Source organism: Roseovarius sp. A46, assembly GCF_004126395.1.
GTDB classification, from domain to species: Bacteria; Pseudomonadota; Alphaproteobacteria; order Rhodobacterales; family Rhodobacteraceae; genus Roseovarius; species Roseovarius nitratireducens.
In genome coordinates this window covers 56,603-76,693 of the sequence record NZ_PVWS01000013.1, presented here as the reverse complement: position 1 = coordinate 76,693, position 20,091 = coordinate 56,603, and the positions used below count along the sequence as shown (strand labels likewise).

General features: G+C 67.6%; 23 protein-coding genes. 17 read left to right on the top strand and 6 right to left on the bottom strand.

Annotation, left to right across the window (positions count from 1 at the left end):
• Nucleotides 1–61: 61 nt before the first annotated feature.
• Nucleotides 62–1,015, bottom strand: a complete 954-nt coding sequence (locus C6W92_RS08890; RefSeq protein WP_129432635.1) for an alpha/beta hydrolase — start codon at nt 1,013–1,015, stop codon at nt 62–64.
• Nucleotides 1,015–1,305, bottom strand: a complete 291-nt coding sequence (locus tag C6W92_RS08885; RefSeq protein ID WP_129432634.1) for an SCP2 sterol-binding domain-containing protein — start codon at nt 1,303–1,305, stop codon at nt 1,015–1,017. The genes C6W92_RS08890 and C6W92_RS08885 overlap by 1 nt, the downstream gene beginning before the upstream one ends.
• 128 nt (nt 1,306–1,433) lie before the next feature.
• Between C6W92_RS08885 and C6W92_RS08880 the strand changes: the two genes are divergently transcribed.
• The 6 genes from C6W92_RS08880 to C6W92_RS08860 all read left to right on the top strand — a co-directional run bounded on the left by C6W92_RS08880 (nt 1,434) and on the right by C6W92_RS08860 (nt 6,383).
• Nucleotides 1,434–1,937, top strand: coding sequence for a tetratricopeptide repeat protein (locus C6W92_RS08880; protein ID WP_241691110.1), 504 nt, complete (start codon nt 1,434–1,436; stop codon nt 1,935–1,937).
• A gap of 32 nt (nt 1,938–1,969) precedes the next feature.
• Entirely contained in the window at nt 1,970–4,795 is a 2,826-nt protein-coding gene (locus C6W92_RS08875) for a helicase-related protein (protein ID WP_129432632.1), read from the top strand.
• Nucleotides 4,796–4,797: 2 nt separating this feature from the next.
• Nucleotides 4,798–5,178 carry an RNA-binding S4 domain-containing protein gene (locus C6W92_RS08870; protein WP_104019573.1) on the top strand — a complete coding sequence of 127 codons (381 nt, stop codon included), beginning with the start codon at nt 4,798–4,800 and terminating at the stop codon, nt 5,176–5,178.
• 63 nt (nt 5,179–5,241) lie between these two features.
• The gene (fdxA, locus tag C6W92_RS08865) at nt 5,242–5,580 is read left to right on the top strand and encodes a ferredoxin FdxA (RefSeq protein WP_104019572.1); all 339 of its coding nucleotides are present in this window, start codon (nt 5,242–5,244) and stop codon (nt 5,578–5,580) included.
• A 52-nt stretch (nt 5,581–5,632) separates the two neighbouring features.
• Nucleotides 5,633–5,788, top strand: a complete 156-nt coding sequence (locus tag C6W92_RS17680) for a hypothetical protein (protein WP_164989206.1) — start codon at nt 5,633–5,635, stop codon at nt 5,786–5,788.
• 85 nt (nt 5,789–5,873) lie between these two features.
• Complete coding sequence (locus C6W92_RS08860; RefSeq protein WP_104019571.1) at nt 5,874–6,383, top strand: CarD family transcriptional regulator; 510 nt, start codon at nt 5,874–5,876, stop codon at nt 6,381–6,383.
• A 69-nt stretch (nt 6,384–6,452) separates the two neighbouring features.
• Here C6W92_RS08860 and cobS read toward each other — a convergent pair whose 3' ends face one another.
• Nucleotides 6,453–7,217, bottom strand: a complete 765-nt coding sequence (cobS, locus tag C6W92_RS08855; protein WP_129432631.1) for an adenosylcobinamide-GDP ribazoletransferase — start codon at nt 7,215–7,217, stop codon at nt 6,453–6,455.
• A gap of 77 nt (nt 7,218–7,294) precedes the next feature.
• Between cobS and cobT the strand changes: the two genes are divergently transcribed.
• On the top strand, nt 7,295–8,320 hold the full coding sequence (gene cobT / locus C6W92_RS08850; RefSeq protein ID WP_129432630.1) for a nicotinate-nucleotide--dimethylbenzimidazole phosphoribosyltransferase: 1,026 nt from the start codon (nt 7,295–7,297) through the stop codon (nt 8,318–8,320).
• Between the two features lie 49 nt (nt 8,321–8,369).
• Here cobT and C6W92_RS08845 read toward each other — a convergent pair whose 3' ends face one another.
• Nucleotides 8,370–8,936, bottom strand: coding sequence for a TlpA disulfide reductase family protein (locus tag C6W92_RS08845; protein WP_129432629.1), 567 nt, complete (start codon nt 8,934–8,936; stop codon nt 8,370–8,372).
• Between the two features lie 24 nt (nt 8,937–8,960).
• Here C6W92_RS08845 and argH point away from each other — a divergent pair, with 24 nt between their 5' ends.
• From argH to C6W92_RS08820, 5 genes are read left to right on the top strand one after another with little or no spacing between them, the layout of a single operon-like run.
• The gene (gene argH, locus C6W92_RS08840; RefSeq protein ID WP_129432628.1) at nt 8,961–10,352 is read left to right on the top strand and encodes an argininosuccinate lyase; all 1,392 of its coding nucleotides are present in this window, start codon (nt 8,961–8,963) and stop codon (nt 10,350–10,352) included.
• Complete coding sequence (locus C6W92_RS08835) at nt 10,349–10,531, top strand: argininosuccinate lyase (protein ID WP_129432627.1); 183 nt, start codon at nt 10,349–10,351, stop codon at nt 10,529–10,531. Before argH ends, C6W92_RS08835 begins: the two co-directional genes overlap by 4 nt.
• Nucleotides 10,528–10,836 carry a DUF2834 domain-containing protein gene (locus tag C6W92_RS08830; RefSeq protein WP_129432626.1) on the top strand — a complete coding sequence of 103 codons (309 nt, stop codon included), beginning with the start codon at nt 10,528–10,530 and terminating at the stop codon, nt 10,834–10,836. Before C6W92_RS08835 ends, C6W92_RS08830 begins: the two co-directional genes overlap by 4 nt.
• Nucleotides 10,837–10,876: 40 nt before the next feature.
• Nucleotides 10,877–12,142, top strand: a complete 1,266-nt coding sequence (lysA, locus tag C6W92_RS08825) for a diaminopimelate decarboxylase (RefSeq protein WP_129432625.1) — start codon at nt 10,877–10,879, stop codon at nt 12,140–12,142.
• A gap of 40 nt (nt 12,143–12,182) precedes the next feature.
• Complete coding sequence (locus tag C6W92_RS08820; RefSeq protein ID WP_129432624.1) at nt 12,183–14,774, top strand: TIGR02302 family protein; 2,592 nt, start codon at nt 12,183–12,185, stop codon at nt 14,772–14,774.
• A gap of 6 nt (nt 14,775–14,780) precedes the next feature.
• Here C6W92_RS08820 and C6W92_RS08815 read toward each other — a convergent pair whose 3' ends face one another.
• Nucleotides 14,781–15,602: a zinc-ribbon domain-containing protein gene (locus C6W92_RS08815; protein WP_129432623.1), complete on the bottom strand. Its 822-nt coding sequence runs from the start codon at nt 15,600–15,602 to the stop codon at nt 14,781–14,783.
• A gap of 172 nt (nt 15,603–15,774) precedes the next feature.
• On the opposite strand from C6W92_RS08815, the gene C6W92_RS08810 reads away from it, so the two are divergent.
• The 5 genes from C6W92_RS08810 (at nt 15,775) to C6W92_RS08795 (ending at nt 19,402) form a co-directional block, all read left to right on the top strand.
• Nucleotides 15,775–16,452 (top strand): ATP-binding cassette domain-containing protein, encoded by a 678-nt coding sequence (locus C6W92_RS08810; RefSeq protein WP_129432622.1) that lies wholly within the window; start codon nt 15,775–15,777, stop codon nt 16,450–16,452.
• 5 nt (nt 16,453–16,457) lie between these two features.
• Nucleotides 16,458–17,354, top strand: coding sequence for an FtsX-like permease family protein (locus tag C6W92_RS08805; protein ID WP_129432653.1), 897 nt, complete (start codon nt 16,458–16,460; stop codon nt 17,352–17,354).
• Nucleotides 17,351–18,088: a lysophospholipid acyltransferase family protein gene (locus C6W92_RS08800; RefSeq protein WP_129432621.1), complete on the top strand. Its 738-nt coding sequence runs from the start codon at nt 17,351–17,353 to the stop codon at nt 18,086–18,088. Before C6W92_RS08805 ends, C6W92_RS08800 begins: the two co-directional genes overlap by 4 nt.
• A gap of 157 nt (nt 18,089–18,245) precedes the next feature.
• Nucleotides 18,246–18,383: a hypothetical protein gene (locus C6W92_RS17675; protein WP_164989205.1), complete on the top strand. Its 138-nt coding sequence runs from the start codon at nt 18,246–18,248 to the stop codon at nt 18,381–18,383.
• A 278-nt stretch (nt 18,384–18,661) separates the two neighbouring features.
• Entirely contained in the window at nt 18,662–19,402 is a 741-nt protein-coding gene (locus tag C6W92_RS08795) for a Hint domain-containing protein (RefSeq protein WP_129432620.1), read from the top strand.
• 14 nt (nt 19,403–19,416) lie between these two features.
• Here C6W92_RS08795 and C6W92_RS08790 read toward each other — a convergent pair whose 3' ends face one another.
• A complete protein-coding gene (locus C6W92_RS08790) occupies nt 19,417–19,917 on the bottom strand; it encodes an Lrp/AsnC family transcriptional regulator (RefSeq protein ID WP_104019560.1) in 501 nt (166 codons plus the stop codon).
• Nucleotides 19,918–20,091: the final 174 nt, after the last annotated feature.

The following is a 20,091-nucleotide window of genomic DNA, read 5'->3' as shown; positions in this document are numbered from 1 at the left end:
TATGGAATGACAGGAACAGGCCAAGCGCGCTTTTCTCGCAGACGGCGGTGCCTTCTGCGCCTCACGCCGCCGCTGCGCCGTTCCCTGGACTGTCGTAAAAGTTGCAGATCATCTCGAACAGCCGCGCCTGCACGGCGGGCGTGTCCATCAGCGTTTCGTGCCGCCCGCCCGGAACAATCTCCAGTCGCCCGCCGGGCCAGCGCGCCATGCGGTCGTGGATACGGCCCACATCCACGATATCCTCGTCGCTGCCCACAATCGTCAGGCAGGGCAGCGCGGGCGAGGGACGCGCCGCCAGCGTCCGCATTTCACGCAGCGCCTCGTGCAGCCAGCGCAGGCTCGGGCCGCCGATACCCAGCTCGGGGTGCGCCTCGAGCTGCCGGGCCATGTAATCCCACATTTCGCGGTCATTGGTGAGCTTGTTGGTCTCGAACGGCTCGCTCAACACGTAATGCTCGCCCGCGGTGCTTGGCGCGTAGACATGGCCAAGACCAAGCCGCCGCAACCCCCAAGCCAGCGACCACGCGAAGGGGCGCAGCGCAGAACCCATGTGAATCCCCCACATCGGTCCGGAAAAGACAACGCTCCGCACGTCCAGCCCATCCATCACCGCGCGCAGCCCGATGCACCCACCCATCGAATGCGCCAGCAGGTGCCAGGGGCGCGGCAGGTCGAGCGCGCGCGCCGCGCCGACCATCGCCTCCACGTCTTTCTGGTAGTCCGAGAAATGCAGCACGTGTCCGGCCATTGCATCGCCAGTGAGCCGGTCCGCCAGCCCCTGCCCGCGCCAGTCCACCGCCAGCGTGGCTAATCCTCGTGATGCGAAATGCTGCGCCGCGCGCCCGTATTTCTCGACATATTCGGTGCGCCCCGGAAACAGCAAAACCGTGCCCGCCGCCGCCTCGCGGTGCCACAGCCCCACGCGGATGCGCACGCCATCCCGCGCCCGAAGCCACCACGCGGCCCCGTTATCGGGGCCGTCGGCAACCTGCGCGAAGAGCGGCGCTACCTCCATCAGGCGAGAACGCTGCCGAGCTTCATCGCCATGCCCATGTCGCCATCCACCGAAAGCCGCCCGGACATGAACGCGGCGGTGGGATCGAGATCGCCTGCGAGGATCGATTCGAACGTGTCGGCGTCGGCGCTTAGCGTCACGTCGGTGTCCTCCTCGGCGGCGCGCGCGCCATCGCTGTCCATCACGATGCTGCCCTCGCCCTCAATCACGAACTTGGCCGATCCGTCGAACCCGTCGCTGCCCATCTTCTCGTTAAGAGCCTTGACCGCGGCTTCAATCACGTCGCTCATCTGGTTCATCCTTTCACGATTGCGATGACGGGGCTTTCGCTCCCCGCATTCCGCGCTACACTGACCCCGTTATGAGAGACAGGCTTCGATATCTCAACCATACCGTTGCGGCACTGCTTGCGCTGGTCATGTTTTCCTTACCCGTGACGGCCGCCGAGACCCGCCTCGACACGCTGTTTTCGCAGCTTGAGGGTGCCGCGCCCGAAGAGGCGCGCCGCATCGCCTCCGAGATCGAGCTGGAATGGGCTAAATCAGGTTCGCCCGCGATGGACCTGCTCTTGCGGCGCGGCAAGGACGCGCTCGAGGCAGACGACATGGAAATGGCAGTCGAGCATTTGAGCGCCGCGATCGACCACGCGCCGGGCTTTGCGGAGGCATGGCACTTGCGCTCGGTCGCGTTCTTTCGGCGCGAGCACTATGGTCTGGCCCTCAACGATCTCGCGCAGGTGCTCGCGCTCGAGCCGCGCCACTTCAACGCGCTCTTCGGTATGGGCCGGGTGTTCGAGGAGACCGGGCGTGCGGCGCTCGCGCACGAGGCTTTCGAGCGGTCGCAGGCTATACATCCGCATCACGAGGCCGTAAGCGAGGCGCTGGAAAGGGTGTCGCGCGAAATGGGTGGCACCGACCTCTGAACGGCAATCCAGGGCGAGAGAACGGGGGGCGCATGTCCGAGCAGTCGAGAACCGTCGCGGTTCTGGGCCCCACCAATACCGGCAAGACCCATTACGCGATCGAGCGGATGCTGGGCTACCGCACCGGCATCATAGGCCTGCCGCTGCGCCTGCTGGCGCGCGAGGTCTATGACCGGATCGTCGCCGTGCGCGGCCCGTCTGTGGTGGCGCTCGTCACCGGCGAGGAGCGCATCGTTCCGCCGCGGGCGCAATACTGGGTTTGCACGGTCGAGGCGATGCCCGAAGGGATGGGGGCCGATTTCGTCGCTGTGGACGAGATCCAGCTGTGCGCCGATCCCGAGCGCGGCCACGTCTTTACCGACCGGCTGCTCAGGATGCGTGGCCTGCGCGAGACGCAGTTCCTGGGCAGCCACACCATGCGCCACGTCATTGCCGAGCTTGTGCCGGGGGTGGAGTTTCTCAGCCGCGCGCGTATGTCGCAGCTTGTCTATACCGGGCCGCGCAAGGTCTCGCGCCTGCCAGCGCGCAGCGCCATCGTCGGGTTCTCGGTGGAAAACGTCTATGCCATCGCCGAGTTGATCCGGCGGCAGAAGGGGGGTGCTGCGGTGGTGATGGGCGCGCTCAGCCCCCGCACCCGCAATGCGCAGGTCGAACTCTACCAGAACGGCGACGTGGATTACCTCGTGGCTACCGACGCCATCGGCATGGGGCTCAACCTCGATATTGACCACGTCGCCTTTTCTGCGCTGTCAAAATTCGACGGGCGGCGGATGCGCGCGTTGTTCCCTCACGAGCTTGGCCAGATCGCCGGACGTGCGGGACGGGGGATGCGCGATGGCAGTTTCGGGGTCACCGGCGAGGCCCCCGACCTGGAGCCGGCGCTGGCGGAGGCGATCACCGATCACCGCTTCGCCCCGGTGCGCCGCCTCGAATGGCGCAACGCGCGGTTGGCTTTCGGCTCACCCGAGGTTCTTATCGACTCGCTCGAGGCGCGACCGGAACACACCCTGCTTTCTCGCGGGCGCGAGGCAGACGATCTTGCTGCCCTCCGCTCGCTCTCGGAGGTGCCGGACGTGCGCGCCCGCGCCAGCGGTGCGCCCGCCGTGCGGCTGTTGTGGGATGTCTGTCGTATCCCCGACTTTCGCGGCATCAGTGCCACCGAGCACGCCAGCCTGCTGGAGCGCATATTTTGCGACCTGCACGAGCTTGGCCGCGTGCCCGACGACTGGCTGGCCGCGCAGATCCGGCGAATCGATCGCACCGATGGCGATATCGACACGCTGTCGAAGCGGCTCGCGCATATCCGAACATGGACCTACGTGGCGCAGCGCAAGGGCTGGGTTGATGACGAAACCCATTGGCGCGAGGCGACACGCGCGGTAGAAGACCGCCTGTCAGACGCGCTTCACGGCGCGCTGACCCAGAGATTCGTGGACCGGCGCACATCCGTTTTGATGCGGCGGCTCAAGCAGAAGGAGGCCATGGTGGCCGAAGTGAACGATCAGGGCGCGGTCAGCGTCGAGGGCGAATTCGTAGGGCGGCTCGAAGGGTTCCGCTTCATCCGCGACAAGGCTGCTGCCGGGCAGGAAGCGCGCACGCTGCAACAGGCGAGCCTCGCTGCGCTCGCCCCCCATTTCCACCTCAAGGCGGACCAGTTCTACAACGCGCCCGATACCATGATCGATTTCACCGAGCAGGGCGGGCTGATGTGGGGCAACGAGGCGGTTGGCAAGCTCACCGTCGGCTCCGATCCGCTCAGGCCGCAGGCGGTGGCATTCGTCGATGACGAGGCGGGTGCAGAGGTTGCGGCCAAGGTGCAGCGCCGCTTGCAACATTTCATCGACCGCAAGGTCGCCACCCTGTTCGAGCCGCTGATGGCCATGAGTCGCGACGAGGCTCTCACGGGCCTTGCGCGCGGCTTCGGCTTCCGGCTGGTCGAGGCGATGGGCGTGCTTCCGCGCGGCGATGTGGCCGAGGAGGTCAAGGCGCTCGACCAGGAGGCGCGCGGGCTCTTGCGCAAGCACGGCGTGCGCTTCGGCCAGTTCACCGTGTTCCTGCCCGCACTGCTAAAGCCCGCACCAACGCGGCTGCGGCTGGTGCTGTGGTCGCTCAGCAATGGGCTCGACACCTTCCCCGAGGCGCCGCCGCCGGGGCTGGTGACGGTGCCTGCCGATACGACCGCGCCGCAGGGCTATTTCGCGATGGCGGGCTACCGCGCCGCGGGCGAACGGGCGATTCGCATCGACATGCTGGAGCGGCTCGCCGACATGCTGCGTAGCGCCGATGGGCGCGCCGGGTTCGAGGCAACGGCGGATATGCTGTCCATCACCGGCATGACGCTGGAGCAATTCGCCGGGCTGATGCAGGGGCTGGGCTACCGTGCCGAGCGCGGCGAGCGCGAAAAGGTCAAGCCGGTGGATCAGGCCGTGGCCGAGGCCCCCGCCGATGCCGCAATCGCCGCCGAAGAGACCCCGGCAGAGTCCGTCGCCGATGCCGTCGAGCAGATCGCGGATGAGGGCGAGGCTCCCGTTGCCGCCGAACCGCCGCAGCCTGAGCCCGAAGGCACCCCCGAGATCGCGGAGACACCCGAGGAAGAGGTCGTCCCGGGCGATACGCCCGAGGTGGCAGAGCCGGAAATCGAGGTCTATTACACTTTCACCTGGGCCCCGCGCGGCAATCGCCCCCCAAAGGGCGCGCGCAGCAAGCCGCAGGGCAAACCCAAGGGCAAGGGCGGTCCCAAGGGAAAACCGCGCGACGAGCGCGCAAAGTCCTTCAGCGCCAAGCCCGAAAAGAAGGATCGAATCGACCCCGACAACCCCTTTGCCGCGGCTCTGATGGGGCTCAAGGACAAGAGCTGAGCGTGGCCCCAAGCGCCGAGCGGTCCCGCCTCGACAAGTGGCTCTGGCATGCGCGTTTTTTCAAGACGCGCGGGCTTGCCGCCGGGCAGGTCTCTGGCGGGCATGTCCGTGTCAACGGCACCCGCGCCGCCAAGCCCGCACAGCAGGTGGGCCCCGGCGATGTGCTCACCTTTGCGCAGGGCACGCAGGTGCGCGTGGTGCGCATCATCGCGTCCGGCACGCGCCGCGGCCCCGCCGCCGAGGCGCGCACGCTCTACGAGGACATCACCCCACCCGCGCCGAAGGACGCTGACCCGCCCAACCCGCGCTACGAGGGAAAGGGACGTCCCACCAAGCGCGACCGCCGCAAACTCTTCCCAGATGGGTCCGGCCCGCTTGAATGATCCCGCGCTCTGGACTAGGTCACACCCGAAACGCCGCACACCCGGCAAGAACGTGAGACACCCATGACCTATATCGTCACCGACAACTGCATCGCCTGCAAATACACGGACTGTGTCGAGGTCTGCCCCGTGGATTGTTTCTACGAGGGCGAGAACATGCTGGTGATCCATCCGGACGAATGCATCGATTGCGGTGTGTGTGAACCCGAGTGCCCCGCCGACGCGATCCGCCCCGATACCGAGCCGGAAATGGAGCCGTGGGTCGAGTTCAACCGCAAGTATTCCGAGCAATGGCCGGTCATTGTCACCAAGAAAGACCCGCTGCCCGAGGCCGAGGAGCGCGACGGTGAGACCGGCAAGTTGGACAAGTATTTCTCTGAAACCCCGGGCGAGGGCGGCTGAACGGGGCGATTCGCAACGCCATGCGCGGCGGCGCCCTCCGTCCTGTCGCGTCATGTTCACCAAGCGTTTGACGAATAACGTCAAAACCACGCCAATCGGCGCACGCTCTTTCATGAGAGCAGTTTTTGTGTTATGTTCTGAACTCGTAAAACAAGATGTGCTTGAAACCGGCTCCACCTCACCTGCTGCCGGGGTGGAAAATCTATGACAAAGGACACATAAACCCGATCCTGGAAGGGTCGCGGCTTGTGCCCTTTTCTGTGTCGGACGGCGCGCTGCAAGGAAAGAACCGTATGTCGAAAGCTAGGAAGACCGAGTTTCGCCCCGATGACTACGTCGTATACCCCGCGCACGGCGTGGGCCAGATCATCTCGATCGAGGAACAGGACGTTGCGGGCCTCACGCTCGAGCTGTTCGTGATTTCCTTCGAGAAGGACAAGATGACGCTGCGTGTGCCCACCAACAAGGCCACCGAGATCGGGATGCGCAGCCTGTCGAGCCCCGATGTCATCTCCAAGGCGATGACCACGCTCAAGGGCAAGGCGCGGGTCAAGCGGGCGATGTGGTCGCGCCGCGCGCAGGAGTATGAGCAGAAGATCAATTCCGGCGATCTCATCGCCATTGCCGAGGTCGTGCGCGACCTGCACCGCAGCGACGATCAGCGCGAGCAAAGCTATTCCGAGCGCCAGCTCTACGAGGCTGCGCTCGAGCGGCTGACCCGCGAGGTCGCGGCGGCGTCCGGCGGCGACGAGGTGCAGGCCGCCCGCCAGGTGGACGAGGTGCTCATCTCGCGCGCCGCCTGAGTGGCATCGCATCAGGTAATTGGCCGCGTCCGTGAGGGCGCGGCCTTTTTCATGGTGGGGTGCGCAATCTCAGGGTAGCAGGCACATGAGCGCGGCGATCTCGGCAATCTGTTGCGCCGCGCCAAGGATGTCGCCGGTCTGCCCGCCGATCCTTGCCCGGGCCAGCCGCGCCACCACCAGCGCCGCCAGCGCCGCCGCCCCCACCGCCGCGACGCCCGCCATGCCCCCGAGAGCCACCGCCGTCACGCCTGCCAGCGCCGCCGCCAGCAGCACCGTGGCCAGAGGCGGCCGGCCCTGCGCCTGCGCCAGTCCGTCCGCGCGGGCGTGGGGCAGGGTGGCCATCACTCCCGCCATCGCCGCGCGCGACACCATCGCAACGACGATCAGCGCTGCGGTCGCCGCTAGTACCCCGCCGGCGAAGATCAGCGCCAGCGCCACCGCCCGCAAGCCAAGGCTCAGCACCAGGGCGATCACCCCGTAGCTGCCGATCCGGCTGTCGCGCATGATCTCCAGCCGTCTTTGCTGCGTCCAGCCGCCCCAGAGCCCGTCGGCGGTATCGGCGAGACCATCCTCGTGCAACCCGCCGCTCAGCATGACCAGTGCCCCGAGTGCCGCCAGCGCTGCCACCGGCGCGGGCAGGCCCAGGGCCAGCGCCGCGCCCCCTGCGAGCGCTGAAAGCCCGCCCAGCACCGCCCCGGCCAGCGGCCACGCCCACGCCGCGCGGGACCCGCGTGATGCGTCGCCTGCCGGCACCGGCAGCCGCGTGAGCAGCCCGAAGGCGAGCGCGAGGTCAGAAAAATGAAAGAGCGCGGTATCGCGGTCGGTCTCTGACATGGTCGCGGCCTTTTCGGGCTGTGGTCGGGGCGCCTTTCGCGATACAGAAGGGCGCACTCACTTGCAACGAGGCCGCCATGTCCGCCCCCTTCGCCACGCTCTCAGACCTTGCCGCCCTGCTACGCGATCTGCCCGGTCCCGACGCGGAGGCCATCGTCGCGGCGCGGGCGCGCGATGCGACGCTGACCAAGCCGCCCGGCGCCCTTGGACGGCTCGAGGAGTTGGCGGCGTGGTATTGCGGCTGGCGGGGCGATCCGCGCACGCGGGTCAAACGCCCGCAGGTGGTGGTGTTTGCCGGCAATCACGGGGTGGTGGCGCAGGGCGTCTCGGCCTATCCGTCAGAAGTAACGGCGCAGATGGTCGCCAATTTCGAGGCGGGCGGCGCGGCGGTGAACCAGTTGGCCGGGGTGGTCGGTGCGCGGCTCGACGTGCGCTCGCTCGATCTCGACCGGCCCACCGGCGATATCGCCACCGGACCGGCCATGTCCGAGGCCGAGTGCGTCGCGGCGCTGGCGGTGGGCTGGGACGCTGTCGATCCCCTGACCGACCTGTTTGTTGCGGGCGAGATGGGCATCGGCAACACCACCCCCGCCGCTGCCATCGCGCTCGCCCTCTACGGCGGCACGGCTGCGGATTGGACGGGGCGCGGTACCGGGCTGGACGATGCGGGGCTCTCGCACAAGGCGCGCGTGGTCGCGCGTGCAGTGGCGGCCAACCCGGTGCGCGGCGGGCTCGCGGTGCTGGCCGCGCTTGGTGGACGCGAGCTGGCGGCGATGGCCGGGGCGATCGCGCGGGCGCGGACCTTGCGTATTCCGGTACTGCTCGACGGTTTCATCTGCACCGCCGCTGCCGCCTGCCTCGAGGCCGAGGCACCTGGCGCGCTCGACCACGCGCTTGCGGCCCATGTCAGCGCCGAGCCGGGCCACGCGCGGCTGCTTGACCGGCTGGGCAAGGTGCCGCTCCTGTCGCTTGGTCTGCGGTTGGGCGAGGGCTCGGGCGCGGTGCTGGGCATGGGCGTGGTACAGGCGGCGCTGGCCTGTCATTCCGGCATGGCGAGTTTCGCTGAGGCCGGGATTGACGGCGCGCCTGACCCCGACGCTTGAGTGAGCGGCGCCGGGCGGGTGAACTGTGAGTGAAGGCGCCCGTGATGCCTCAGCTCCCGCCGTCCCCCTCGATCAGCGCCGCGATGATCGCCTTGGCGCTCTCCGAATCCCAATGGGCATCGCCCTGCAGGCGGGCGATCTCACGGCCCTGCGGATCCAGGATTACCGTGATGGGCAGGCCGAAGATGCCCATCTGGCGCGCGAGTGCACTCTTGGGGTCGCGGTGGAGGGGGAGGTTGTCCACCCCGATCTCGTCAAAGAACGCCTTCATTGCGGGGGGCGGGTTGCGTCCTGTCGCGATGGTGACGACCTCGAAGTCGTCGCTGCCCATCTCGGCCTGCAAGGTCGACAGCATCGGCATTTCGACCCGGCAGGGCGCGCACCACGTGGCCCAGAAATTGACCACGACATGGCGGCCCTGGTAATCGGCGAGCGTGGCCGAGGAGCCGTCTTCGCGCTCGAATTCGACTTGCGGGGCGGGTTTGGGGGCAGAATGGAACATGAGTTTCTTCATGTCCCCCTCGCGCAGCGCCTCGAGTGCTGCGGTATCGGCCATCGGGGCATTTGCACCGAGCGCGAGGCCCATATAAAGGACGATCCCGAGAAGACGTTTCATAATTCCCTCCAAAGGGCCGAAAAAATGACCGACACGACCTCGAACCAGATGTGGGGCGGCCGCTTTGCCGACGGGCCGGACGCGATCATGGAGGCAATTAATGCCTCGATCTCGTTCGACAAGCGGCTCGCGGCGCAGGACATCGCCGGATCGCGTGCCCATGCCGCCATGCTGGCCGCCACGGGTATCGTCAGTGATAGGGATGCAAGCGCGATGAGGGAAGGGCTCCTCACGGTCTTGTCAGAGATCGAGGCCGGGGATTTCACCTTTTCCACCGCGCTGGAGGATATCCACATGAACGTGGAGGCGCGACTCAAGGACCTGGTTGGCCCTGCCGCCGGGCGGCTGCACACGGGGCGCAGCCGCAACGATCAGGTGGCGACCGATTTCCGCCTCTGGGTGCGCGATCAGCTCGACGCCGCAGATGGCGCGCTGGTTCGGCTCATGCGCGCGCTGGTCGCGCAGGCCGAGGCGGGGGCTGACTGGGTGATGCCGGGGTTTACCCATCTGCAAACCGCGCAGCCGGTGACATGGGGCCATCACATGATGGCCTATGTCGAGATGTTCGGGCGTGACCTGGGCCGCGTGCGGGATGCCCGTGCGCGGATGAACGAATGCCCCTTGGGCGCGGCGGCGCTGGCGGGGACGTCCTTTCCGATCGACCGGCAGATGACGGCGAAGGAGCTGGGCTTCGACCGTCCCTGCGCCAACTCGCTCGACGCTGTGAGCGACCGGGATTTCGCGCTGGAGTTCCTGGGCGTGGCAAGCATCTGCGCCATGCACCTGAGCCGCTTTGCCGAGGAATTGGTGATCTGGTCAAGCGCGCAGTTCCGGTTTGTCGCGCTCAGCGACCGGTTCTCGACCGGCTCCTCGATCATGCCGCAGAAGAAAAACCCCGACGCCGCTGAATTGCTCCGCGCCAAGGTGGGGCGGATTTTCGGCGCGAACGTGGCGTTGATGATGGTGATGAAGGGGCTGCCGTTGGCCTATTCCAAGGACATGCAGGAGGACAAGGAACAGGTGTTCGACGCCGCCGACAACCTGATGCTGGCACTCGCGGCGATGGAGGGGATGGTGCGCGACATGGCGGCGCAGAAGGATAACCTGGAGGCCGCTGCCGGGTCGGGCTTTTCTACCGCCACGGACCTCGCCGATTGGCTGGTGCGGGTGCTGGACATGCCGTTCCGCGAGGCGCATCACGTGACGGGAAGCCTTGTCGCCCGCGCCGAGGCGAAGGGATGCGACCTGCCCGATCTCAGTCTAGAAGAGATGCAGGCGGTGCATGGCGAAATCACCGCGTCGGTCTATGATGTCCTTGGCGTGCACAACTCGGTGGCGTCAAGGACGAGCTATGGCGGCACCGCCCCCGATCAGGTGCGCGCGCAGGTGGCACGGTGGAAGGAGCGTTTGGCATGAGGCGGATCGTGGCGTTTCTGGCGGTTTTTTCCATCCTGGGCGCCTGCGGCGCAGAGGGGCCGCCGGTGCGCCCGACGCTCAGCACGACGGTCAGCGCGAGCTCGGGCGAAGTGTACGGCGGCGTGCGCACCGGGCTGCGCGTGGGCCGCGTCGACCTGGGTGTCGGGGTCGGGTTGTGAGGTGGTTATGGCTCGCGCTGGCGCTGTGGGGCGCGGTGCACCCGATGTCGTGGTTCCTGGTGTGGTTCAACGCCAATGGCTACGACCTGACGGCGATGGTCGATGCCTGGCACGCCAACGCGGCAACGAGCGGGCTGGTCTGGGATCTGACCATCGCCGCCGTGGCGTTGACCATCTGGGCCGTGGCCGAGAGCGTAGCGAACCGGCGTTGGCTTGGGCTTTTGACGATCCCGGCCACGTTCGGGATCGGGGTGAGTTGCGGCCTGCCGCTCTACCTCTTCCTGCGCAGCCTGCGACCGGCGTGAGGATTCTGGATATTTCTGGCAAGATGAAGCGGGGCTAGGCGTGGATCATTTTCTCTATCGTGGCGGCGTGCTTCACGCCGAGGACGTGCCGCTGCCGGAGATCGCCGAGGCGGTGGGAACGCCGTTCTACTGCTACTCCACCGCGACGCTCACCCGGCATTTCCGTCTGTTCGACGAGGCGCTCGACGGGGTGGATCATCTCGTGTGCTATGCGATGAAGGCGGCGAGCAATCAGGCGATCCTCAAGACGCTTGCGGGCCTCGGTGCGGGGATGGATGTGGTCTCTGGCGGGGAGTACGCGCGCGCCCGCGCGGCGGGCGTGCCGGGCGAGCGGATCGTGTTTTCCGGTGTCGGCAAGACGCGGGACGAGATGCGCCTGGCGCTGGAAGGTGGCGTCCGGCAGGTCAATGTCGAGAGCGAGCCGGAGTTGCACGCGCTGAGCGAGGTGGCGACGGGCCTTGGGCTGAGCGTGCCGATCGCGGTGCGCGTGAACCCGGACGTGGACGCCAGGACACACGCCAAGATCGCCACCGGCAAGAGTGAGAACAAGTTTGGCATTCCGATTGCCCGCGCCCGCGAGGTTTATGCCGAGGCCGCAGCCCTGCCGGGAATCGAGGTGGTTGGGATCGACGTGCACATCGGCAGCCAACTCACCGATCTGGAGCCGTTCCGGCTGGCCTATCGCAAGGTCGCGGAACTGACGGGCGTCTTGCGCGCCGATGGCCACGACATCCGCCGGCTCGACCTGGGTGGCGGTCTTGGCATCCCCTATACCCGCTCTAACGAGGCGCCGCCCCTGCCGGTGGAATACGGGGCGATGATCCGCGAGGAGCTGGGCCATCTCGGCTGCGAGATCGAGATCGAACCGGGGCGGCTGATCGTTGGCAATGCGGGGATACTGGTGAGCCGGGTCATCTATCTGAAATCCGGCGAGGGGCGCGATTTCCTCATTCTGGATGCCGCGATGAACGATCTCATTCGCCCCGCCATGTATGACGCGCATCACGATATCGTGCCGGTGACCGAGCCCGCACCGGGCGTAGGGCAAACGCCTTATGACGTGGTCGGGCCGGTCTGCGAGTCGGGCGATACCTTCGCGCGGGGCCGGATGCTGCCGCCTCTGGCCGAGGGCGATCTCGTGGCGTTCCGCAGCGCAGGGGCCTATGGCGCAGTCATGTCCAGCGAATACAACACGCGGCCGCTTATCCCGGAAATTCTGGTCAATGAGCGTGACTTTGCCGTGATCCGTGCGCGGCCAACCTTTGACGAAATGATAAATCGCGATACCATTCCCGAGTGGCTCTGACGCGGCGGTCGCGTTGGGCCTGAAAGGAATGATTTCGCGGATGTCCCGACCCGGCGATTCTCTGACGACGGCGATGGCGCGGCTGCGTTTGCCGCTCGGCCTCACGTGGGCCGGGTTGCTGGCCGAGCGGGTTGCGCGGGCCTTCTGGCCGCTGCTGAGCCTGTTGGCCGTGGTGGCGGGCGGGGTGTTCCTCGGTTTGTACGAGCATGCGTCTCCCGTCGTGTTTCGGTTCGGTACCGCGACGCTCGCGCTCGCCGCGCTGGCGCTCGGGCTTCGCGGGTTCGTACGGCTGCGCTGGCCGCGACGGGCCGAGGCGGTGGCGCGGCTCGACGCATCGCTCGATGGGCGACCCCTGGCCGCGCTCGGGGATGCGCAGGCGATCGGCAGCGGCGATGCCGCCTCTGCCGCCCTGTGGCGGGCGCACCAGGCGCGCATGGCCACGCGCGCGGCGGGCGCGCGGCACGTCCCGCCCGATCTGCGGCTGGCGCGGTTCGATCCCTATGGCCTGCGTCATATTGCGCTGCTGGTGCTGGTGATCGGCCTTGTCTTCGGCTCGGTCTGGCGCGCGGGCACGGTGGCGCAACTGGGCCCCGCTGGCGGGAGCGGCGCGGCGCTGGCGCAGGGACCGGCGTGGGAGGGCTGGATCGAGCCGCCGCGCCATACTGGCATGCCGAGTCTCTATCTTGCCGATCAGCAGGACGTGATCCATGCGCCGGTGGGTAGCGAGGTGACGCTGCGGTTCTACGGCGCGGAGGGTGCGCTCAGCCTTCATGAGACCGCCTCTGGCGGGGACAAAGATACCGAGTCGGAGACGGGCCCCGAGCAGAGCTTCGAGATCGCGCAGGACGGTGTACTGCGTATTGACGGCCCGGGCGGGCGCGGCTGGCAGGTGGAGGCCGTTGCCGACACCGCGCCACAGGTGGCGGTGCTCGATGCGGAGGCGCGGACGAGCTTTGAAGGGCAGATGAGTCAGCCCTTTGAGGCGCGCGATGACTACGGTGTGACCGGTGGCCAAGCCGTGATCGCTCTCGACATGGAGCGCGTCGCGCGCCGTCACGGCCTTGCCGCCGAGCCCGATCCGCGCGAGCCCATACGGCTCGACCTGCCGCTGCCGATGATGGGCGACGGGGCCGAGTTTACCGAGACCCTGATCGCCAACCTGTCCCAGCATCCCTGGGCGCATCTGCCGGTGACGTTGCGGATGACGGTGACGGATGCGATCGGGCAGAAAGGGCAGTCCGACCCGACGGAGATGACTCTCCCGGCGCGGCGCTTCTTCGATCCGCTCGCGGCCGCGGTGATCGAGCAGCGGCGCGATCTGCTGTGGAGCCGGGACAACGCCACGCGGGTGGCGCAGGTGCTGCGCGCGATTTCCTACGAGCCGACCGACGGGCTCTTCCGATCGAGCGGAACCTACCTGCAACTGCGCGTCATCCTGCGGCGGCTCGAGGCGATGGTGGCGGCGGGCGGCCCCGATGAGGCCGAGCGCGACGAGATCGCGCAGGCACTATGGGATCTCGGGGTGCTGATCGAGGATGGCGATGTCGGCGACGCGCTCGAGCGGATGCGCGCGGCGCAGGAGCGGCTGAGCGAGGCGATGAAGAACGGCGCGAACGAGGACGAGATCGCCCGTCTCATGCAGGAATTGCGCGACGCCACCCAGGATTACCTGCGCCAGAAGATGCAGCAGGCACAGCGCGAGGACGAGAACGGCGGCGATCAGCAGAGCGCCGAGAACTCCATGCGCATGTCCCAGCAGGATTTGCAGGACATGATGGACCGCATTCAGGAGCTGATGGAGCAGGGCCGCTTTGCCGAGGCGCAGCAGGCGCTGGAGGAATTCCAGCGCATGATGGAGAACATGCAGGTCACGCAGGGGCAGCGCGGCTCTGAGGGGCAGCAGGCGATGGAAGGGCTTTCCGAGACGCTGCGCGAACAGCAGGGCCTTTCGGATCAGGCGTTCCGCGACCTGCAGGAACAGTTCAACCCCGACGCGCGAAGCGGCCAGTCGCAGCAGAACGAGGGCCGCTCTGGCGGTGAGGGCCGCGGGCAGAGCCATGACGGCCAGCAGGGCCAGGGCGACGGCGGCGCGCGCTCGGGCGGCGAGGGCGCGGACGGGCGTGAGCAGGCCGGAGAGGGCGAGGGCGGATCGCTCGCTGACCGGCAGGAAGCATTGCGCCGGGAGCTTGAACGGCAGCGCGGTGGGCTTCCGCAACTCGGCGGCGAAGCGGGTGATGCGGCGCGCGAGTCGCTTGAGCGTGCGGAGCGGTCGATGGAAGGGGCCGAAGAGGCACTACGCAACAACGACCTCGCCGGTGCGCTCGAGGACCAGGCGGACGCGATGGAGGCGCTGCGTGAGGGAATGCGCAGCATGGGTGAGGCGATGGCACGCAACACGAACCCCGGCGGCCCGAGCGACGGACGTGGCGACCCCGGTCGCGCGCAGGCCGACCCGCTCGGGCGCGAGGCCGGTCAGGGTCGCCACGCGGGCACCCAGGACAGCCTGCTGCAGGGCGAGGACGTCTACCGCCGCGCGCGCGACCTGCTCGACGAGATTCGCCGCCGCTCGGGCGAAGGCGAGCGCCCGGATATCGAGCTCGATTACCTGCGCCGTCTTCTCGATCGGTTCTGAGCGGCGTCAGAGACGTGCCAGAAGGTCGGCGACCGTCGCCGACAGCATCGCGCGCGCCTCGTCTACCACCTGCACGTATTGCGCAAGCGGGGCCTCGGCAGCGGGCCAGAGTCCGGCGATCCTCGGGGCCATCAGGTAGACCACCAGGGCCGCGACGCAGCCCACCACCGCCAGTCGGAACCCGGTGCGAAATCCGCCACCTCGGCGGGCGGGCGGCGAGTCTTCCGACGTGGCCGGCGAGAGCGAGCCCGCAGAGTCCCCCGAGGCGCTCAGCGAGGAATTGATCTCGTCGATATCGGGAAAGAGGTTGCGGCGCGAACCAGGATCGAGGCCGTCATCCTCGTCGTCGTCAAACACGTCGCCGCTATCGTCATCGTCTGTGTCGGGGTCGTCGCGCGGCGGCGTTTTGGTATCTGCGGGCCGCCCCCCACGCAGCCGCTGCATCCGGTCGCGCGCCTGGCGTGCGCGTTTCGCGCGATCGGGTTCGGGCTCGCCAAGGCCGAGGTCGGGTTGCGTCTCGATCCGGTCATCGGCCTCGGCGGCGCGGGCGGCGCGCTCGCGGTCTGCCTCCTCGCGCAGGATATCGGCCACCGACGGATCAATCCGCCGTCCCGACGCCGCGCCTTGCTCCGGCTCGGGGCGTGCCTCCGGCTCGGCCGTTGGCTCGGGCCCGGTGTCGGGCTCCTCGGGCTCGGTGGGTTCGTGATCGGGATGGTTCTGGAACCACGTTGTGCCGCAGTTGGAGCATTGCACATCGCGTCCCGAGACCGGGATCACCGCGTCCGGCACCTCATACTGCGCCCCGCAGTTCGGACATGTCAGCCTCATGGTTTCACCCGCTGCCTGCTGCTTGCCGCCGTTATCCGGCTTTTGCGACCGTGGCGCGAGCATAGGCACTAATCCACGAAGCGAAAAGAGCAAAGCGAATCATGCGGGCAGTGATTGCACATGTGTGACCTCTGGGGCATGAAGGGGGCTGCGGAAGAAAAGGGCGCAAGCGGTGATCGAGCTCGAGGGCGTGGGGTATTCCTATGGCGGGGGGGAGTTGCTGAGCGACGTGTCGCTCTCGCTCGCGCCCGGGTCGTTCCACTTTCTCACCGGGCCCTCGGGCTCGGGCAAGACAACACTGCTCAAGCTGTGCTACGGCGCGCTCGCGCCCACGGCGGGGCAGGTGCGGCTGTTTGGGCAGGACCGGCGCGAAATGAGCCGCGACGATATCGCGATGGCGCGGCGGCGCATAGGCGTGGTCCACCAGGATTGCCAGTTTCTCGACCATCTCGACGTGGCGGAAAATATCGCCCTGCCGCTCTCGGTGTCGTCGCGCGACCTGCTGGCCGAGGAAGCCAACCTGCGAGAACTGATCGGCTGGGTGGGCTTGCGCGCGCGGGCGCACGCGCGACCGCCCGAGCTTTCGGGCGGCGAGCGGCAACGCGCCGCGCTGGCGCGTGCGGTCATCATGTCGCCCGACGCGGTGCTGGCCGACGAGCCCACAGGCAATATCGACTGGGAGATGTCCGAGCGCCTGATGCGCTTGCTCATTGAACTTAACCGCATGGGCAAGACGATCCTCATCGCCACCCACGATCTGGCGCTGATCCGCGCCGCCAAGACCCATGTCCAGGCCCGGGTGCTGCGTATCGCCGGACGGCGGCTTCAGCTTGCGGGGGCGGACCTTTGACGGTGCTGTCCGGTTTCCTCTCGCAGCTACTGCCCGGTGACACGCAGGCTGACCGGGTCGTGCCGCCGAGCGGGTTCACCGCCACGCTGACGCTGTTCACCGCCGCGGCGATGGCCTTTCTCGCGGTTTTTGCGCTGGCGCTGTCGCTGGCCACCGGGCGGCTGGCGGACCGCTGGAGTAACGAGCTTGCCCGCACGGCGACGGTGCGCATCTCCGCGCCCGAGGGGCAGATGGCGGCGCAGACCGAGGCGGCGCTGCGGGTGCTCGAGACCACCACCGGTGTCGCGCGCGCCCGCGCGCTCGACGATGCCGAGCAGGCGGCGCTGCTTGAGCCGTGGTTCGGCCCCGACCTGCCGCTCGACCAATTGCCCATCCCTCGGTTGATCGAAGTGACAGAGACCGAGGCGGGGTTCGACGCGCAGGGATTGCGGTTGCGGCTGGCCGCCGAGGTGCCGGGTGCCGTTCTCGACGATCACACGCGCTGGCGAAAGCCACTGGTGCAGGCCGCGTCGCGACTGAGGCTTCTGGGCTGGTTGTCGCTGGCGCTCATCGGGGCGGCGATGGCGGCGATGATCACGCTTGCGGCGCAGGCGGCGCTGGCGGCCAATGCGCAGGTCATCACGGTGCTGCGCCTCGTCGGCGCGCAGGATGATTTCATCGCGCGGGCCTTTGTGCGCCGCTTTGCCGTCCGGGGCCTCGGGGGCGCGGCGATCGGAACGGTGCTGGGATGCCTCGCCATTCTCGCGCTGCCATCGGCGCGGATCGAGGGCGGGTTTCTCACCGGGCTTGGCTTCCAGGGCTGGCACTGGCTCTTGCCGCTGCTGATCCCGCCGCTTGCCGGGCTGGTCGCTTTTGCCGCGACCCGCGCCGCCGCGCGCCGCAGACTGGAGAAGATGCCATGACACACGCCCTGCAATGGCTTCGGTCTCTCGTTTTCGTGGTCCAGATGTACCTGGCGATGGCGGTGCTGGGGATCGTGTTCCTGCCTTGGGCGCTGGTCAGTCCGCGTGGCGCGCGTATAGCGTGCAAGACCTTTTGCCGCTGGGTTCGCTTCACCGCGGCGTGGATGGTCGGCCTGCGCACCGAGGTGCGCGGCACGCCGCCCCGGGGCGAAGTGCTGATCGCCTCCAAGCACCAGAGCTTTCTCGACATCATCCTCATCTTCGGCAGCATCCCGGCGGGCAAGTTCATCATGAAGCGGGAATTGATGTGGGCACCGGTGATCGGGCAATACGCGCTGCGCATCGGCTGCGTGCCGGTGAATCGAGGCAAGCGCAGCCAGGCCATCGGCAAGATGGTCGAGGACGTGGCGCGCGGACGGCAGGAGCCGGGACAGCTCATTATCTACGCGCAGGGCACCCGCGTCGCGCCGGGAGTGAAGAAGCCCTACAAGATTGGCGCCGGCGTGCTCTACGAGGAACTTGGCCAGACTTGCGTGCCGGCGGCGACCAATGTCGGGGTCTTCTGGCCGCGCAAGGGCATCCTGCGGAAACCGGGCCTCGCGGTGGTGGAGTTCCTGCCCGAGATTGCGCCGGGGCTGCCGAGGGGGACGTTCATGCGGCGTCTGGAGTCGGAGGTCGAGGAGGCGTCCGACAAGCTGATGCGTGAGGCAGGCTTCGATACGGGCGAACGCTGAGGGTCGGCGTTCCCGCCCGTTTCGGCCCCCGTCCCGGCATCGCCCCCGTATTGCCCGGATTTTAACCTTTTCCGTCAAAACCTCGCCGCAAACCCCGCGCATCGTTGCGGATGAGGTAACAATGCCGCCAAGCGGCGCAGGCAAGAGGATGGAGCAGATGAAGGCACGTTGGTTGAGATCCGTGGTCGAGCACAGCAAGGAGGCTGCGCCCGCGTTGCCCTATCACCGCCAGGTGCGACGCGACGGGCGTCATGCCCGCATGTTCGCGCTGTTGCGCCCGCGCAAGACCGCCTGAGCCGCGCGCCGCCACCGGCGCAGGGCGACCGAAGAGCAGGCAAGGGCTGCCCCGTGGCGGCCCTTGTGCTTTCGCGAGGTTCACTGTGGATGCACAGCGAAACAATGATCTCGACCGAAGGCGACTATGTCGAAAACACGGTCGATGCCACGAAGATTCTGGCGCGAGAGCGCAGAATTGCCCGATTTGCGCGTCACACAGATTGCCGAATGTCTGACTGTCGTCGCCGCCGGAGGTCCGGTGCGGCCACGACGGCCCTGATCATGAGGTGACACGACATGAGCATGCACCGCTTCGGCGTCGATCTCCCCTCCGCGCCCCCGGCTGCCCGGGCGCAGGAGGCAACACGTCGGTATTCCTGCCTTTGGCGCGATGCCGAGGGGCGACTCATGACGCAGGAGCGCCACCTCCCGCCGCTGCCGCTGCTCGACGCGGCCCATGCTGCCTTCGCGCACGGGGCGCTCGTTTCGACGTCACGCGGCCCGGTGGCGGTCGAGGATCTGGTGCCCGGCGACATGATCGTCACCGCCGCGGGTGGCGCGGTCCCGGCGGTCTGGATCGGCTCGATCACGTTAGGGGCTGACCGTTCTGGCGAGGGCACACCGCTGACGCGGGTGATGGCCGACGCCTTCGGTCTCGGGCGGCCTATGGCTGATCTCGTGATGGGACCCGGCGCGCGGCTTCTAAGCCGTCCTTGCCGGCTACGCGCGCGGATCGGGGCGGACGGGGTTCTGTCGCCGGTGCACGCGATGGCAGATGGGGTGCACGCGATCCGCATGGTGTCGCGCCAGCCGGTGACCTTCTACCATCTCGCCTTGCGTCGGCACGCGGTGATCATGGTGAACGGGCTGGAAACCGAGAGCTTTCATCCCGGTGCCGGGTTCGAGCGCGGCTACGACGATGCCACCCTGCGGCAGGTCATGGCGGCCTTTCCCCATATTCCCAAGCCGTGCGATTTCGGACCTATGGCCCAGATGCGCCTGCCGCTCGACGCCCCCGAGGCGCTCGATCTGGTCTGAGGCCACCGCCCTGCTCAGGCCGGTCGTTCGAGCCGAGCCTCCAGAATCTCAAAGGGCACGCCGGGCTCGTCCTTGGCTCCGCGGATCACCAGCGAGGTCTTGACGCTGCCCACGTTCTCTGCCGCGGTCAGTTCCTCGGTCAGGAACCGCTGGAAGGTCGACAGGTCGGGGGCGACGCATTTGAGAATGAAATCCACCTCGCCGTTGAGCATGTGGCACTCGCGCACCAGCGGCCAGGCCCGGCACCGCGCCTCGAAGGCCGACAGGTCCGCCTCGGCCTGGCTTTGCAGACCGACCATCGCAAAGACCTGCACCTCAAAGCCCAACTCGCGCGCGTCGATATCGGCGTGATAGCCGCGGATATACCCCTGTTCTTCCAGCGCGCGGACCCGCCGCAGGCAGGGCGGGGCGGAAATGCCGACACGCTTGGCCAGCTCGACATTGGTCATCCGGCCGTCGGCCTGCAATTCTGCCAGTATCCTTCGGTCGATCGGATCGAGACGCGTGCCCGCCATCGCATTCTCCTGATTATTTTCGCGGATGTTATAGCAGCCATGCGGGCGCGCGCAATAATATTTCGCCTATGCGCAAGATAATTTCGGGTGCGAGGGTCTGATGGCGACGCATTGCCGCCTTGCAAGGGGTTACATGCCCCGTCCCGCGCCGCTATATCTCCGCGCGATATCCGG